Source organism: Streptomyces sp. NPDC051913, assembly GCF_044593635.1.
Taxonomy (GTDB): Bacteria; Actinomycetota; Actinomycetes; order Streptomycetales; family Streptomycetaceae; genus Streptomyces.
Genome location: NZ_JBIUCI010000006.1, coordinates 281490 through 296675 on the forward strand (window position 1 = coordinate 281490; position 15186 = coordinate 296675).

14 protein-coding genes are annotated in these 15186 nt (G+C 71.9%); 11 read left to right on the forward strand and 3 right to left on the reverse strand.

Translation table 11 applies throughout. The features are described 5' to 3' along the window. Window positions 1-7 precede the first annotated feature (7 nt). Entirely contained in the window at window positions 8-916 is a 909-nt protein-coding gene (locus tag ACIHIX_RS20590) for a DUF2510 domain-containing protein (RefSeq protein WP_399958573.1), read from the forward strand. A 1-nt stretch (window position 917) separates the two neighbouring features. Here the strand turns inward: ACIHIX_RS20590 and ACIHIX_RS20595 are convergent, their stop codons facing one another. Then, window positions 918-2120: an amino acid deaminase/aldolase gene (locus ACIHIX_RS20595; RefSeq protein WP_399957998.1), complete on the reverse strand. Its 1203-nt coding sequence runs from the start codon at window positions 2118-2120 to the stop codon at window positions 918-920. Between the two features lie 263 nt (window positions 2121-2383). Between ACIHIX_RS20595 and ACIHIX_RS20600 the strand changes: the two genes are divergently transcribed. After that, a complete protein-coding gene (locus tag ACIHIX_RS20600; protein ID WP_399958001.1) occupies window positions 2384-3940 on the forward strand; it encodes a hypothetical protein in 1557 nt (518 codons plus the stop codon). After that, the gene (mycP, locus tag ACIHIX_RS20605; protein ID WP_399958004.1) at window positions 3937-5118 is read left to right on the forward strand and encodes a type VII secretion-associated serine protease mycosin; all 1182 of its coding nucleotides are present in this window, start codon (window positions 3937-3939) and stop codon (window positions 5116-5118) included. Before ACIHIX_RS20600 ends, mycP begins: the two co-directional genes overlap by 4 nt. Before the next feature lie 87 nt (window positions 5119-5205). Here the strand turns inward: mycP and ACIHIX_RS20610 are convergent, their stop codons facing one another. Beyond that, on the reverse strand, window positions 5206-6159 hold the full coding sequence (locus ACIHIX_RS20610; RefSeq protein ID WP_399958007.1) for a serine hydrolase: 954 nt from the start codon (window positions 6157-6159) through the stop codon (window positions 5206-5208). Between the two features lie 150 nt (window positions 6160-6309). Between ACIHIX_RS20610 and ACIHIX_RS20615 the strand changes: the two genes are divergently transcribed. Continuing rightward, window positions 6310-7041 (forward strand): SseB family protein, encoded by a 732-nt coding sequence (locus ACIHIX_RS20615; RefSeq protein ID WP_399958010.1) that lies wholly within the window; start codon window positions 6310-6312, stop codon window positions 7039-7041. Between the two features lies 1 nt (window position 7042). Here ACIHIX_RS20615 and ACIHIX_RS20620 read toward each other — a convergent pair whose 3' ends face one another. Next, the gene (locus ACIHIX_RS20620; RefSeq protein ID WP_399958012.1) at window positions 7043-7402 is read right to left on the reverse strand and encodes a DUF1844 domain-containing protein; all 360 of its coding nucleotides are present in this window, start codon (window positions 7400-7402) and stop codon (window positions 7043-7045) included. 362 nt (window positions 7403-7764) lie between these two features. On the opposite strand from ACIHIX_RS20620, the gene infC reads away from it, so the two are divergent. From infC to pheT, 7 genes are all read left to right on the forward strand, one after another. After that, window positions 7765-8439: a translation initiation factor IF-3 gene (gene infC, locus ACIHIX_RS20625; protein ID WP_399958576.1), complete on the forward strand. Its 675-nt coding sequence runs from the start codon at window positions 7765-7767 to the stop codon at window positions 8437-8439. Between the two features lie 108 nt (window positions 8440-8547). Continuing rightward, a complete protein-coding gene (gene rpmI / locus ACIHIX_RS20630; RefSeq protein ID WP_329341167.1) occupies window positions 8548-8742 on the forward strand; it encodes a 50S ribosomal protein L35 in 195 nt (64 codons plus the stop codon). Window positions 8743-8840: 98 nt separating this feature from the next. Then, complete coding sequence (gene rplT, locus ACIHIX_RS20635; RefSeq protein ID WP_007380809.1) at window positions 8841-9224, forward strand: 50S ribosomal protein L20; 384 nt, start codon at window positions 8841-8843, stop codon at window positions 9222-9224. 93 nt (window positions 9225-9317) lie between these two features. Beyond that, window positions 9318-10163: a TrmH family RNA methyltransferase gene (locus tag ACIHIX_RS20640; RefSeq protein WP_399958016.1), complete on the forward strand. Its 846-nt coding sequence runs from the start codon at window positions 9318-9320 to the stop codon at window positions 10161-10163. A 51-nt stretch (window positions 10164-10214) separates the two neighbouring features. Further along, on the forward strand, window positions 10215-11351 hold the full coding sequence (locus ACIHIX_RS20645) for an ATP-binding protein (RefSeq protein WP_399958018.1): 1137 nt from the start codon (window positions 10215-10217) through the stop codon (window positions 11349-11351). Window positions 11352-11479: 128 nt separating this feature from the next. After that, window positions 11480-12601, forward strand: coding sequence for a phenylalanine--tRNA ligase subunit alpha (gene pheS / locus ACIHIX_RS20650; protein ID WP_399958021.1), 1122 nt, complete (start codon window positions 11480-11482; stop codon window positions 12599-12601). After that, window positions 12601-15111: a phenylalanine--tRNA ligase subunit beta gene (gene pheT / locus ACIHIX_RS20655; RefSeq protein WP_399958024.1), complete on the forward strand. Its 2511-nt coding sequence runs from the start codon at window positions 12601-12603 to the stop codon at window positions 15109-15111. Before pheS ends, pheT begins: the two co-directional genes overlap by 1 nt. Window positions 15112-15186 lie beyond the last annotated feature (75 nt).

Here is a 15186-nt window from a genome sequence, read left to right on the forward strand (position 1 = left end):
GATGAGCATGACGCCCCCGCCCGGCTGGTTCCGCGACCCCCACGCCCCGCACCTGGAGCGCTGGTGGGACGGCACCGCGTGGACCGAGCACCGGCGTGAGCCCGCACTCCCGGGCCCGTCGGTGCCGGCCACCGCCGACGGCGACTCGGGGCGGGCCAAGGCGATCGCCCTCACGACCGCCGGGGTGGTCCTGGTCGCCGCGATCGTCACGGGCGCGTTCGTCCTGCGCGAGGACGACGACGGCGCGGACTCCGGCGTCGACGTGGCCGTCACCGAGTCCGTCACCCCCACCTACGCACCGACCGGCGAGACGCCCTCCCGGTCCGCCACCGAACCCTCGGCGGACGACCCGGCCGTGGTCGAGGACCAGCTCAACGGCATCACGGTGCCGCTTCTCGACGGCTGGGTACGGCCCCAGTACGTGGTCGACGACGACATCCTCATGACCACCGACGGCACCTACGACTGCCCCGGCGACCCCGGCACCTGCCGGCACGGCCTCGTCATCTCCCGCACGGTCACCGACAACGACGAGACCTCCCCCGAGGCCCTCGCCAAGGCCGACATCTCCGAAGCCGCCGACGCCGCCTACGACCGCGACCTCGTCGGCCAACGGCCCTTCGGCGGCATCGAGTCCCACCAGCTGGTGAAGTCGGGGCCGGTCGCGGTGGCGGGCCGCGCGGGGTATTACGTGCGCTGGCGCGTCAGGACCGCCGAGGGGCCCGGCGGTTACGTGCAGTCCCTCGCCTTCCAGTCCAGCGTGGGCACCGAGTCGCCCGTCGTCGTGCGCTACGTCTTCGACGCGGGCGAGGACGGGCCGCCGCTCGCCGACATGGACCGGATCACGAAGGGCATCCGGTCCACGGCCGACACGGCGGGCGGCGGGGTGGGCAGCAGCATCGGCCCCACGGGATGACCTACAGGAAGGTCTGACCTTCCCCGCGATACGTCGGTACGGTCGCCGTCACCGCGTCCCCCTCGACGAGATGCAGCGCGTCGAACCGCTCGCACAGCTCACCGGCCTTCGCGTGCCGGAACCACACCTTGTCGCCGATGAGCAGGTCGTCGGCGGGGGAGCCCAGCAGCGGCGTCTGCACCTCGCCGGGACCCTCCTGGGGGTCGTACTTCAGCCCCTCGGGGAGGTAGGGCACGGGGAGCCGGTCGGGCCCGGGCGCACCGGAGGCCGGATACCCGCCGCCGAGGACCGTCACGACGCCCACACCGGGCCGCCGTACGACGGGCTGCGCGAAGAGCGCGGCCGGACGCCCGGCGAAGGACGTGTAGTTGTCGAACAGGCGTGGGACGTACAGCCCGGACCCGGCACCGATCTCGGTGACCGCGTCCTCGGCCGCGGTGGTCTGCACACTGCCCGTGCCGCCACCGTTGACGAACTCCAGGTCCGGCACCACGGCCCGCACCGCCCGCACCACCGCGGCCCGCCGCTCGGCGAGCTCCTTGCGCGCGGTGGCCTGCATCAGCCGCACGGCACGGGACCGGAACGGCCGCCCGGCGACGGAGTCGCCCACACCGGCGATATGACCCTCGTACGCCATGATCCCGACGACCTTGAACCCGGGCCGTCGGGCCACCGCCCGTGCCAGGTCGGCGACTTGGGCGGGGGAGTGCAGCGGGGAGCGGAGCGCGCCGACGCGCACCCGGCCGCCGAGGAGCTTGAGCGAGGTGTCCAACTCCAGGCACACCCGCACGACTTCACGTCCGCCGTCCCGCGCGCGGTCGATGAGATCGAGCTGGGCGACGTCGTCGACCATGACGGCGACGGCCGAGGCGAGCTTGGGGTCGGAGGTCAGTTCGGCGTACCCGGAGCGGTCCGCGGACGGGTAGGCGAGCAGGACGTCGTCGAACCCGGACCGGGCCAGCCACAGCGACTCGGCGAGGGTGAACGACATGATCCCGGCGAAGCCGTCCCTGGCGAGGACGCGTTCGAGCAGCGCCCGGCACCGCACGGACTTGCTGGCGACCCGGATCGGCTTCCCGTTCGCCCGGCGGACGAGATCGTCCGCGTTGGCGTCGAAGGCGTCCAGATCCACGATCGCGAGAGGGGCGGCGAGATGGGCGGTGGCCCGGTCGTAACGGGCCCGGTCGGCGGCGCGCGCAGTCATGAACGAAGCCTGCCAGACAGGATTACCGCAGGGTAGGGGGACGTTCCGGGCAGATGCCCCGGGCTCGTGGACTGGTTCCCGTTCGCCCAGGGACAAGCCGTAGAGTGACGCGCACGTACGAAGGGTGCGCCGGGATGCCGGGCCACCCGCGCGGGTATGCGTGCCCGGGGGCGGGGAACCACGGCACACTCCGCACGGGTCCGTCTGGGCGACCGACGCCCCCGTACGACGACAGGCCCGGGCACGAGGGAAACGGGGGGCGCATGAGCACGGAAGCGCGGCACGCCTCCATCCCCCCACGTCCCACGGCGCCGCCCCGCCCCACGGAGCCCCCGACGACCTCCGAGCCCATCGGCGACGACGCCACGGCGGAGCAGGGGACCCGGCGCTCCGATCAGCCCTCTGCCGCGCGGAACAAGGGTGCAGCGGAAGCCACCGGCACGACCGGAGACCGCCGACCGAGCACACGCGCGTCCGCCCCGGAGCGCACCTCGCCCGCCACCAGCTCGGCCCCGCCCCCGCCCCGCGCCTCCGCGCGGTTCCCGGACACCCCGCCGAAGGCCGGCCACGCGTCGCGGACCAGGGACGCGGGGAGCGAGGCCCCGGCGACCGACAGCGCCGAGGGCAGCGCGACGGTCGTGCCGCCGCGTCCCGCGCAGCGGCCCCCGGCGCCCTGGCCCGCGACGCCGCCACGCCGTACGGGCGCATCCCCCGAAGGCCCTTCCGAACCCACGACGCCGCCACAACGTACCGGCGCACCCCCCGAAGGCCCCTCCGAGACGACGTTCCGTCTGCGCCCGATCCCCGCGGAGCGGGCACCCCGGCGGGAATCCGAGCCGGACACGCGATGGAGCCCGCTCACCCCCGGGCCGCCCGCGTCCGGGACCGCGTCCTCCGTCCACCCCGACCCCGCCCTCTCCTGGAGCGCCCCCCTGACCTCAGGCCCGGCATCCGGTACGACGCCCGGGAGCACCACCGGATCCGCGCGGCCCGTCGTGTCGTTCGGGGAGCCCGAGGGCTACGACGAGAACGCCCGGCCGCGATCACTGGCGGTGCGGGCCGGCGTGCGCACCGCCGCCGTGGCCGTCTGCCTGGTGCTCGGCCTCGGGCTCATCGGCGGTGCGGTGACGGGGAGTTGGCTCGTCGGGGACTCCGCCGCGGCGGGCGCGAAGGACTCGTTCGCCGCTGCCGCCGAGCTGTGGCACAGCGTCCCCGTGGACCAGCTGTTCCCGCCCACCGTGCAGGGCCAGGGCGCCGGTCCCGGCGGCGCCGACCGGACCTGGACGCGGATCGCCGTCGCTGCGGACACCGGCTGCAAGGACGCCTTCGACCCGCTGCTGCAGAAGGCCCTCGCCCCCGTCGGATGCAGCCGTCTCCTGCGCGCGACCTACACCGACGCCACCCAGAGCTATGTCACCACCGTCGGTCTCCTCTTCACCAAGGCCGACGTCGCCGGCATGACCGCCCTCGACACCCGCTTCACCAAGGAGGGCCTCGGCACCCGGGCCGACCTGATGCCCCACGGGTACGCCGCGAAGGACACGGCCGCCGCCGACTTCGGCGGCAAGCAGCGCGCCTCCTGGACGATCTCCGTCCTCACCGACGCTCCCGTCGTCGTCTACGCCGTCTCCGGCTGGGCCGACGGCCGAACCGTCGACGAGCCGCAGGCCGCCGCCGCGGCCATGCAGTCCGGCGCCACCACCGCCGTCGCCCAGGCCGGCCTCGGCCACGAGGCACAGGGCCTCGCCGACCGCGTCGAACGCGGCCTGCGCAGAACCGTCGGCTCCCCGGCCACGGAGGGGACGGAAAGGACCTCGTGAGCGCCGCCACCCACACCCGCCGGGCCGGCGTCGTCAGCGCCCTCCTCGCCGCCTCCCTCGCCCTCGTGCCGGCCACCACCGCGCACGCCGACGGCATACGCGCCAAGCAGTGGGCCCTCGAAGCCATGCACACCCAGGAGGCCTGGCAGACCACCAAGGGCAAGGGCGTCACCGTCGCCGTCCTCGACACCGGCGTCGAGGACGACCACCCCGACCTCGTCGGCAACGTCCTCGAAGGCAAGGACATGGTCGGCTTCGGAGCCGACCGCGGCGACCGCGCCTGGGCCCGCCACGGCACCGCGATGGCCGGCATCATCGCCGGCCACGGACACGGCTACGCCAACGGCGACGGCGTCATGGGCATCGCCCCGGAGGCAAAAATCCTCCCCGTCCGCGTGATCCTGGAGGACGGCGACTCCGCCCGCGGCAAGGCCCGCAACACCCGCGGCAACGCCCTCGCCGAGGGCATCCGCTGGGCCGCCGACCACGGCGCCGACGTCATCAACCTCTCCCTGGGCGACGACTCCAAGTCCGCCCACCCCGAACCCGCCGAGGACGAGGCCGTCCAGTACGCCCTGAAGAAGGGCGTCACCGTCGTCGCCTCGGCCGGCAACGGCGGCGAGAAGGGCGACCACATCTCCTACCCGGCCGCCTACCCGGGCGTCATCGCCGCGACCGCCGTCGACCGCTACGGCACCCGCGCCTCCTTCTCCACCCGCCGCTGGTACGCCACGGTCGCCGCCCCCGGCGACGACGTCGTCATCGCCGACCCGGACCACAAGTACTACGAGGGCTGGGGTACGAGCGCGGCGGCGGCCTTCGTCTCCGGCGCCGTCGCCCTCGTCAAGGCGGCCCACCCCGGCCTGACCCCGGCGCAGGTCAAGAAGCTCCTGGAGGACACGGCCCGCGACGCCCCCGTCGGCGGCCGCGACGACTCCCGCGGCTACGGCTTCGTCGACCCCGCCGCCGCCCTCAAGGCCGCCGACCGCCTCGACCCGCAGGGCCTGAAGTCGACGGCCTACGGGGACCGCTACTTCGGCTCGGGCCCCGATGCCCCCGAGACGGCCGACGACACGTCAGACTGGGCAGCCCCGCTGGCGGGCAGTGTCGGAGGAGTCCTGCTGGTGGCAGCGGTGGTGCTGTGGCGTGGCCGCCGGGGACGGTACGAAGAATTCTGACGGCGTGGGCAACGCCCCAGGGGCGCGGGGAACGGCGCGACCAGCCACAACGCACCCGCACCCCGCTGACTACCCGACGAGGCACTCTCAACCCGCAAACACCGACACCGCAGCCTTCGCCGCCGACTCCACCAACGAGATCCCCTTCTCCTTCGTCGCGTTGCCGTTCGACAAAACGACGACGAGATACTCGTCCCCGTCCGAAGCCGTCACCCGCCCGATGCTGTTGATGTCCCACAGCCCGGTCGCACTACGCGGCAGCCACCCGTTCTTCAGCGCCCACGAAGAGCCGTCGGCCGCGGCCGACACCCCCCAGTGCTGGTCGGTGGCTATCTGCCCCATCAGCCCCTGGAGGTAGGTCTGCGATGCCTCGCTCAGCTCCGAGTCGTCCCCGAACACCTGCTGGAGCAGGGTGAGCTGATCGGCGGCGGTGGTCTGCGTCAGTCCCCACAACATGCCGTCACCACCCTCCGTGCCCGTCAGCCCGAACCGCTCGTTGGCCGCGTCCAGCCCGTCCGCCTTGCCGATGATCCGCCACAGCGCCGACGCGGCGGTGTTGTCGCTGTTCTCGATCATCGCGGTGGCGTACGTCTTCTCCGCCGCCGTGAGATGACGGTCCTCGTCCTGCGCCTGGAGCAGCAGCGTCGCCAGGATGTCGACCTTGACGATGCTCGCCGTGTCGAAGGCGCCGTCGCCGTACGTGGCGCTGTCCCCGGAGGCCAGGTCGAGCACGGCCACCGACGTGTCCGCGTCGTCCGGCACGGTCACCGCGTCCATCGCGTCGGCGAGCAGCGCGTCGTAGTCCACGGCCGGTACCGCCACGGGCTTCACGGACGCCTCCTCGCTCGGCGTGTTCGCCGTCGGGCTCGACGACGCCGACGACGATACGGGCGCGGCACCGGAGTGCGCCTGCGCCTTCACATACACCGTCCCGGCGGCCGTACCGCCGACGACGGCCACGGAGGCGAGGGCGGTGTAGAGGAAGGGGCGGCGCCGGGACGGACGGCCGCGGCGGCTCCGGCGGGCTCTGGAGGACTCCATACCCGCGATGCTCGGGCCGCCGACTGTGCGCACCGTTAGACGGACGTTAGATGTGCGTCAGGGAAATCTGAGATTCCGGTGAAGACGGTCACGCGTGCGTTTCAGGGCCCGCACAAGGGCAGCAGCATCCCCCCTATAGGGTCGGTGACCGTGGCGAACAAGAACATTCCCGACCCCGGCTTCTCCGACGACGACGGCTCCGCCGACCCCCGGCTGAGCGCGGCGCTCGCCGACTGGGCCGGGGACCGCAGCGCCGTGGGACCCGTGCTGGAGGCGCTCAAGGGCGCCCGGCTGCTCGTCCCCGTCGTGGCCGTGCTCGGCGAGGTCGAGGAGGACGAGAACGGACTGCGCCGCGAGAAGACCAGCGACATGGCGGTGCCGACCCTGAAGGCCGGACCCCGGACCGCGCTGCCGGCCTTCACCTCCACGGACTCGCTGGCCCGCTGGGACCCGGCGGCCCGCCCCGTCGCCGTACCCCTGCACCAGGCGCTCCAGGCCGCCGCGCACGAGAAGGCGGACACCGTGCTGCTGGACATGGCCGGACCGGTGCCGTTCGAACTGACGGGCCCGGCGCTGCTCGCCCTCGCCGAGGGCCGTACGACGGCCGACCCGCTCGCCGATCCGGCGGTCGTGGCGGCGGTACGGGAAGCGGTGGCCGCCGAGCCGTCCGTGCTCCGCGCCCATCTCGGCCCCGGCCCGGCCGACGGCACCCTGGCCCTCGTACTCGACCCGTCGGCGCCCCCGGCCGAGGCCGCCCGCGCCGTCGCCGAGCGGATCGCCGCCGACGGAACACTGAGGGCCCGCCTGGTGCACGGCCTCGACCTGGCACTGCTGCCGGTCGGGGCGACGCCTCCGGGCGAGCCCTTGTACGTACGCGGGTGACCTAGCCGTAGACGGGACCGGTGTACTTCTCGCCCGGGCCCTGGCCCGGCTCGTCCGGGACGATCGAGGCCTCGCGGAACGCCAGCTGGAGCGACTTCAGGCCGTCGCGGAGCGGGGCCGCGTGGAAGGAGCTGATCTCGGTCGCGCTGCCGTCGAGGAGGCCGGCGAGGGCGTGGATCAGCTTGCGGGCCTCGTCCAGGTCCTTGTACTTGTCGCCCTCCTCGGTCAGACCGAGCTTCACCGCGGCGGCGCTCATCAGGTTCACGGCGACCGTCACGATCACCTCGACGGCGGGGACCTCGGCGATGTCGCGGGTCATCTCGTCGAAGTCGGGGGAGTCAGCGGGAGGGGTGTCACTCATGTCCCACACGATAGGCCCCGGTGCACACCGGTTCGCACCACCCCCGGGTTGCTGCTAACCTTGTGTGACGACCGGCTGGATACTCACGTGTCCGGCCCACAAGTGGAGGCTCCGATCTCCCACCTGACCGCCCCCCGGGGCGGCGGGTCACCCGGTCAGGCGGCCGCCATCGTTCCGTACGGACGATGGAGTCGCCCGAGTTTGCGCCCCGCGGTCATCGTGGCGGTGCTCCGGTAGTGCTTTGGAGCCCCCTCATGTGATCGTCCGGGGCATTTTTTGTGCTTCGGTGCGGTTAGGTCCTACGTAAAGAGACGTACGCGGCTGTCCGCCAGACCGCCGTATGGTGCTACCAAGGAGGATCCATCAGCACCGAGCCCCGCATCAACGACCGGATTCGCGTTCCCGAGGTGCGACTTGTCGGTCCCAGCGGCGAGCAGGTCGGGATTGTCCCGCTTGCCAAGGCCCTGGAGCTTGCGCAGGAGTACGACCTCGACCTGGTCGAGGTGGCGGCGAACGCCCGACCGCCGGTCTGCAAGCTCATGGACTACGGGAAGTTCAAGTACGAGTCGGCCATGAAGGCCCGTGAGGCGCGCAAGAACCAGGCGCACACGGTCATCAAGGAGATGAAGCTCCGGCCGAAGATCGACCCGCACGACTATGACACCAAGAAGGGTCACGTCGTCCGGTTCCTCAAGCAGGGCGACAAGGTCAAGATCACGATCATGTTCCGTGGTCGCGAGCAGTCCCGGCCGGAACTCGGCTACCGACTGCTGCAGCGTCTCGCGGAGGACGTCCAGGACCTCGGTTTCGTGGAATCGAACCCGAAGCAGGACGGCCGAAACATGATCATGGTTCTCGGTCCGCACAAGAAGAAGACCGAGGCGATGGCCGAGGCCCGGCAGGCGCAGGAAGCCCGTAAGGCTGACGCGAAGGCCAACCCTGGCAAGTCGCAGAACGCCGCGGAGACGCACGTCGACGAGGCTTCTGAGACTCCTGAGGCCGCCGAGGTGCAGGCCGAGGCTCCGGCCGAGGCGTGATCCCAGGGACGCGAGTCCCGAGGACATAACCGATACAAGAGCGACGCTCCACCGTGCCCGGTTTCACGACCGGGCACCGGGGCGCCACCCAGAGGAGAGAACGGCGCTATGCCGAAGAACAAGTCGCACAGCGGTGCCAGCAAGCGCTTCAAGATCACCGGCTCCGGCAAGGTGCTCCGTGAGCGTGCCGGCAAGCGCCACTACCTCGAGCACAAGTCGTCCCGCTTGACGCGTCGCCTCACCGGCAACGCCGAGATGGCCCCGGGCGACGCCGCGAAGATCAAGAAGCTTCTCGGCAAGTGAGGTCGGGCGCCGAGCGCCTGACCCCCCTCCAGACCGGGACCCAATCGATTTCCGGGTCGTGTGAGTCCAACCACGGCCCCGCTACAAGGAGTTAAAAAGTGGCACGCGTCAAGCGGGCAGTCAACGCCCACAAGAAGCGCCGGGCGATCCTCGAAGCCGCCTCCGGCTACCGCGGTCAGCGTTCGCGCCTGTACCGCAAGGCCAAGGAGCAGGTCACCCACTCGCTGGTCTACAACTACAACGACCGCAAGAAGCGCAAGGGCGACTTCCGTCAGCTGTGGATCCAGCGCATCAACGCCGCTGCCCGCGCCAACGGCATCACGTACAACCGCTTCATCCAGGGTCTGAAGGCCGCGAACATCGAGGTCGACCGCAAGATCCTGGCCGAGCTGGCCGTGAACGACGCCACCGCGTTCGCCGCGCTGGTCGAGGTCGCGCAGAAGGCCCTGCCGGCCGACGTCAACGCCCCCAAGGCCGCGTGACGTAAGCACTGGCTTCGAGCCGACGTGACATGAGGGACCCGCAGGCTTTCGGGCTTGCGGGTCCTGTTGTGTAGTTCTCCGAAAGTGAGCCCCATGCCCGCCGATGCCGGCCCCGAGCTGATCTCCCCCCGTTCCCCCCGCGTCTCCGCCGCCCGGCGGCTCGCCAAGCGGAACTTCCGGGGCAAGGAGCGGCTGTTCCTGGCCGAGGGGCCGCAGGCCGTGCGGGAGGCCGCCGGACACGGTCTGGTGGAGCTGTTCGCCACCGTCGAGGCCGCCGAGCGGTACGGCGACATCATCGGCGAGGCCCGTGCCGTCGGAGCGCGGGTGCACCTCGCCTCCGAGGACGTCATCGCCGACATCTCCACCACCGTCACCCCGCAGGGGCTCGTCGGGGTGTGCCGGTTCCTGGACACGCCCTTCGCGGAGATCCTCGCCGCCCGCCCCCAGCTCGTCGCGGTGCTCGCCAACGTGCGCGACCCCGGGAACGCCGGCACCGTGCTGCGGTGCGCGGACGCCGCCGGCGCCGAGGCCGTCGTACTGACCGACGCCTCCGTGGACCTCTACAACCCCAAGGCCGTACGGGCCTCCGTGGGATCGCTCTTCCATCTGCCGGTCGCCGTCGGGGTGCCCGTCGAGGAAGCGGTGGCCGGACTCAAGGACGCCGGGGTGCGGATCCTCGCCGCGGACGGGGCCGGGACCGACGATCTCGACGACGAACTCGACCAGGGCACCATGGGCGGGCCGACCGCCTGGGTGTTCGGCAACGAGGCGTGGGGGCTCCCGGAGGAGACCCGCGCCCTCGCGGACGCCGTGGTGCGCGTCCCGATCCACGGGAAGGCCGAGAGCCTGAACCTCGCGACCGCCGCCGCCGTATGTCTCTACGCGTCGGCCCGTGCACAGCGCGCCTCCGGAGGGTGCCGCTCCGTCACCGAGAGCTAGTAGGGTGACCAGCTCGGGGCCCCTCAGCGTCATGAGAGGTGGGGTACGGGGATGAGTGTCGGCACGAGCAGCGCACCGGGTGACCGGGACGTGCGGCAGGGTCCCGCGTCCGCCCCCGGTGATCTCGCCGGACTCGGCATCGACCCCGACATGCTGCCCGACGGACTCGTCGTCGCCGACGAACAGGGCCGGGTCCTCTGCTTCAACGCCGCCGCCGAGCGCATCACCGCCGTCCCCGCCGCTGAAGCCCTCGGCCGCCGCCTCGACAAGGCCCTGCCGCTGGAGGACCTGGAGGGGCGACGCTGGTGGCAGCTGACCGACCCGTACGGCGGCCTCGCCATCCGGAGCCGGCAGCCCGAGCGGAACCTGCTGCTCCCGGGCGGACGCGAGGTGCTGGTCACCGTCCAGTACGTCCGCGCCGAGCCCACCGGCCCCGTCTCCCGGGTGGTCGTCTGTCTGCGCGACACCGAGGCCCGGCGCCGCACCGAGCGCAGCCACGCCGAACTCATCGCCACCGTCGCCCACGAGCTGCGCTCCCCGCTCACCTCCGTCAAGGGCTTCACCGCGACCCTGCTCGCCAAGTGGGAACGGTTCACCGACGACCAGAAACGGCTCATGCTGGAGACCGTCGACGCGGACGCCGACCGGGTCACCCGGCTCATCGCCGAGCTGCTCGACATCTCCCGGATCGACTCGGGGCGCCTCGAAGTACGGCGCCAGCCCGTCGACATCGGGGCGGCCGTCGGACGGCACATCCAGGCGTACGTGGCCGCGGGCCAGACCGCCGACCGGTTCCTGCTCCGCATCCAGCAGCCGCTGCCGCAGCTCTGGGCCGACCCCGACAAGATCGACCAGGTACTCAGCAACCTGCTGGAAAATGCCGTGCGCCACGGCGAGGGAACGGTCACGATTGACGTCACGCCCGCCGCGTCCCCCCGGGAAGGGGAGGACATCGGCACATCGGTCACCGTGAGCGACGAGGGGCCCGGCATCCCGGAGGAGTCCATGAACCGCGTCTTCACCCGCTTCTGGCGGGGCAGCAAGCGCGGCGGCACGGGCCTCGGGCTGTACATCGTCAAGGGCATCGTCGAGGCCCACGGCGGTGCCATCACGGTCGGCCGCGGCCCCGGCGGCGGCGCCGAGTTCCGATTTACGTTGCCCGTGAGCACTCCGGCCTATCTGACCTGAGTGCCCGCGGGCGCATCCGTATACCTCCACCCCGTTAGACTCGGCCTTTGGCACCTTTGTGTCCTGCACACGGCCACCAGCGCCGGTCTAGGGGACCTTCAGCCAGCCAATCGGAAGCACGGGAAGAGATGTCGGCACCGAATAAGTCGTACGACCCTGTAGAGGTCGAGGCGTTGAAACCGGAAGAGATCGAGCGCATGCGGGACGAGGCGCTCGCCGCCTTCGCCGCCGCGGGCTCCCTCGACGCGCTCCAGGAGGCCAAGGTCGCCCACACCGGCGGCGCCTCGCCGCTGGCCCTCGCCAACCGCGAGATCGGCGCGCTGCCCCCGCAGGCCAAGGCCGCAGCCGGGAAGCTCGTCGGACAGGCCCGCGGCGCCGTGAACAAGGCGCTCGCCGGCCGCCAGGCCGAGCTGGAGGAAGAGCGCGACGCCCGCGTGCTGGTCGAGGAGGCGGTGGACGTCACGCTGCCGTACGACCGGGTACCGGCCGGCGCCCGCCACCCGCTCACCACCCTGTCCGAGCGCATCGAGGACGTCTTCGTGGCCATGGGCTACGAGGTCGCCGAGGGCCCGCAGGTCGAGGCCGAGTGGTTCAACTTCGACGCCCTCAACATCGGCCCGGACCACCCGGCGCGCGGTGAGGCAGACACCTTCTTCGTGCAGGGCCCTCAGGGCGGCACCGAGTCCGGCGTCGTCCTGCGCACCCACACCTCGCCGGTCCAGATCCGCTCGCTGCTCAGCCGAGAGCTGCCGGTGTACGTGATCTGTCCCGGCGTCGTGTACCGCACCGACGAGCTGGACGCGACCCACACCCCGGTCTTCCGCCAGGTCGAGCTGCTCGCCGTCGACGAGGGCCTCACCATGGCCGACCTCAAGGGCACCATGGACCACATGGTCCAGGCCCTGTTCGGCGAGGGCATGAAGACCCGGCTGCGGCCGAACTTCTTCCCCTTCACCGAGCCGTCCGCCGAGATGGACATGGTCTGCTACGTGTGCCGCGGCGAGTCCGTCGGCAACCCCGACCGCCCCTGCCGCACCTGCTCCTCCGAGGGCTGGATCGAGCTCGGCGGCTGCGGCATGGTCAACCCGAAGGTCCTCAAGGCCTGCGGCGTGGACCCCGAGAAGTACAGCGGATTCGCCTTCGGGTTCGGCATCGAGCGGATGCTGATGTTCCGCCACAACGTCGAAGACATGCGAGACATGGTCGAGGGTGACGTCCGGTTCACCCGGCCGTTCGGGATGGAGATCTGATGCGGGTCCCGCTTTCTTGGCTGCGGGAGTACGTCGACCTGCCGGCGACTCAGACCGGGCGTGACGTCCAGGCCAAGCTCATTTCGGCAGGCCTCGAGGTGGAGACCGTCGAGCAGCTCGGCGACGGCCTCAAGGGCCCCCTGGTCGTCGGCCAGGTGCTGACCATCGAGGAGCTGGAGGGCTTCAAGAAGCCGATCCGCTTCTGCACGGTCGACGTCGGCACGGCCAACGGCACCGGTGAGCCCCAGGAGATCGTCTGCGGCGCCCGCAACTTCGCCGTCGGCGACAAGGTCGTCGTCGTGCTCCCGGGCGCCGAACTGCCCGGTGGCTTCGCGATCGCCGCCCGCAAGACCTACGGCAAGACGTCCCACGGCATGATCTGCTCCAGCGACGAGCTGGGCATGGGCGACGACGGCACCAAGGGCATCATCGTGCTGCCCCCGGAGACCGAGGTCGGCAAGGACGCCATCGAGCTCCTCGAACTGGTCGACGAGGTCCTGGACATCGCCGTCACCGCCAACCGCGGCGACTGCCTCTCCCTCCGCGGCGTCGCCCGCGAGACGGCCATCGCCTACGGCCTGCCGCTGCGCGACCCGGCCCTCCTCGACGTCCCGGGCCCCAACGCCTACGGCTACCCGGTCCAGGTCTCCGAGCCGCTCGGCTGCGACCGCTTCACGGCCCGTACGGTCAGCGGCCTCAGCCCCGAGGCCCGCTCCCCGATCTGGCTGAAGCGCCGGCTCCAGAAGGTCGGCATGCGTCCGATCTCGCTCGCCGTCGACATCACCAACTACGTGATGATGGAGCTCGGCCAGCCGCTGCACGCCTACGACCGCACGCTGGTCCAGGGCACCATCGGCGTCCGCCGGGCCGCCGAGGGCGAGGAGATCGTCACCCTCGACGGCGCCAAGCGGAAGCTGCACGCCGAGGACCTCGTCATCACCGACGACCGCGGCCCCATCGGCCTCGCCGGCGTCATGGGCGGCGCCAACACGGAGATCGCGGACCACGAGGAGGGCGAGGGCACCACCGACGTGGTCATCGAGGCCGCGCACTTCGACGCGGTGTCGATCGCGCGTACGGCCCGCCGCCACAAGCTCTCCTCCGAGGCGTCCCGCCGCTTCGAGCGCGGCGTCGACCCGGCCGCCGCCGCGGCAGCGGCCCAGCGCACGGTCGACCTCCTCGTGCTCCTCGCGGGCGGCACCGCCGACGCCGGGGTCACCGAGGTCGCCGCGCCGTCCGCGCCGCACACGATCGCGGTGCCGGCCGACCACCCGGACAAGGTCGCGGGCGTGGAGTACGGCCGTGAGACCGTCGTACGCCGGCTCCAGCAGGTCGGCTGTGACGTGTACGGGCAGGACGAGCTGATCGTCACCGTCCCGTCCTGGCGTCCCGACCTCACCGAGGTCAACGACCTGGCCGAAGAGGTCATCCGCCTGGAGGGCTACGAGAACCTGCCCTCCACGCTGCCCAAGCCCCCGTCGGGTCGCGGCCTGACCCACCGCCAGCGGCTGCACCGCCGCGTCGGCCGTGCACTGGCCGGTGCCGGGTACGTCGAGGCGCCGAACTACCCCTTCATCGGCGAGCAGGTCTTCGACCAGCTGCTGCTGGAGGCCGCCGACCCGGCCCGCCGTGTCGTCAAGCTGACCAACCCGCTCAACGACGAGGAGCCCGCGCTCCGTACGTCGCTGCTGCCGGGCCTGCTGGGTGCTCTGCGGCGCAACGACGGCCGGGGCTCGCACGACCTGGCCCTCTTCGAGACGGGTCTGGTGTTCCTGCCGCGCGCGGAGCAGAAGGCCGCCGCCGCACTGCCGGTGGACCGGCGGCCCACCGACGAGGAGATCGAAGACCTGAACGCCGCGCTGCCCGAGCAGCCGCGCCATGTCGCCGCGGTCCTCGCCGGGGCGCGCGAGCAGGCCGGCTGGTGGGGCAAGGGCCGTCCGGTGGACTGGGCCGACGCCATCGAGGCGGCGCGGGCGGTCGCCCGTGAGGCCGGGGTCGAACTGCTCGTCCGCGGCGGTCAGTACGGGCCGTGGCATCCGGGACGCTGCGCCGAGCTGGTGGTCGTCGCCGAGGGCGCGGAGAAGGTCGTCGGTCATGCCGGTGAGCTGCACCCGCGCGTGGTGAAGGCCTTCGGTCTGCCCGCGCGTACGTCCGCGATGGAGCTGGACCTGGACGCGCTGGAGGCCGTCGGCGACGACACGCCCCAGGCGCCGAGCATCTCCACGTTCCCTGTCGCTACGCAGGATGTGGCGCTGGTGGTCGACAAGTTCGTACCGCATGCGGACGTCGAGGCGGCGCTGCGGGACGGCGCGGGTTCCTTGCTGGAGGCTATTCGGCTGTTCGACGTGTATGAGAACGCCGAGCAGTTGGGGGACGGGAAGAAGTCGCTGGCGTATGCGCTGCGGTTCCGTGCCGGGGATCGGACGCTGACGGTTGATGAGGCGTCGGCTGCGCGGGATGCGGCGGTGGCGTTGGCGGGGGAGCGGACCGGAGCCGTCCTGCGCGGCTGAGAAATCCGTTACCTCACTCGTTTGAGTGAGAACTCCCAGTGATCTGGCCCATCCGGGCCATGGCTCGACAGAATC

Bases quoted from the DNA above. Each gene is read 5' to 3' on its own strand.
- ACIHIX_RS20590 (WP_399958573.1), top strand. From the start codon at position 8: ATGACGCCCCCGCCCGGCTGGTTCCGCGACCCCCACGCCCCGCACCTG.
- ACIHIX_RS20595 (WP_399957998.1), bottom strand. From the start codon at position 2,120: ATGACTGCGCGCGCCGCCGACCGGGCCCGTTACGACCGGGCCACCGCC.
- ACIHIX_RS20600 (WP_399958001.1), top strand. From the start codon at position 2,384: ATGAGCACGGAAGCGCGGCACGCCTCCATCCCCCCACGTCCCACGGCG.
- ACIHIX_RS20610 (WP_399958007.1), bottom strand. From the start codon at position 6,159: ATGGAGTCCTCCAGAGCCCGCCGGAGCCGCCGCGGCCGTCCGTCCCGG.
- ACIHIX_RS20620 (WP_399958012.1), bottom strand. From the start codon at position 7,402: ATGAGTGACACCCCTCCCGCTGACTCCCCCGACTTCGACGAGATGACC.
- rpmI (WP_329341167.1), top strand. From the start codon at position 8,548: ATGCCGAAGAACAAGTCGCACAGCGGTGCCAGCAAGCGCTTCAAGATC.
- ACIHIX_RS20640 (WP_399958016.1), top strand. From the start codon at position 9,318: ATGCCCGCCGATGCCGGCCCCGAGCTGATCTCCCCCCGTTCCCCCCGC.
- ACIHIX_RS20645 (WP_399958018.1), top strand. From the start codon at position 10,215: ATGAGTGTCGGCACGAGCAGCGCACCGGGTGACCGGGACGTGCGGCAG.
- pheS (WP_399958021.1), top strand. From the start codon at position 11,480: ATGTCGGCACCGAATAAGTCGTACGACCCTGTAGAGGTCGAGGCGTTG.
- pheT (WP_399958024.1), top strand. From the start codon at position 12,601: ATGCGGGTCCCGCTTTCTTGGCTGCGGGAGTACGTCGACCTGCCGGCG.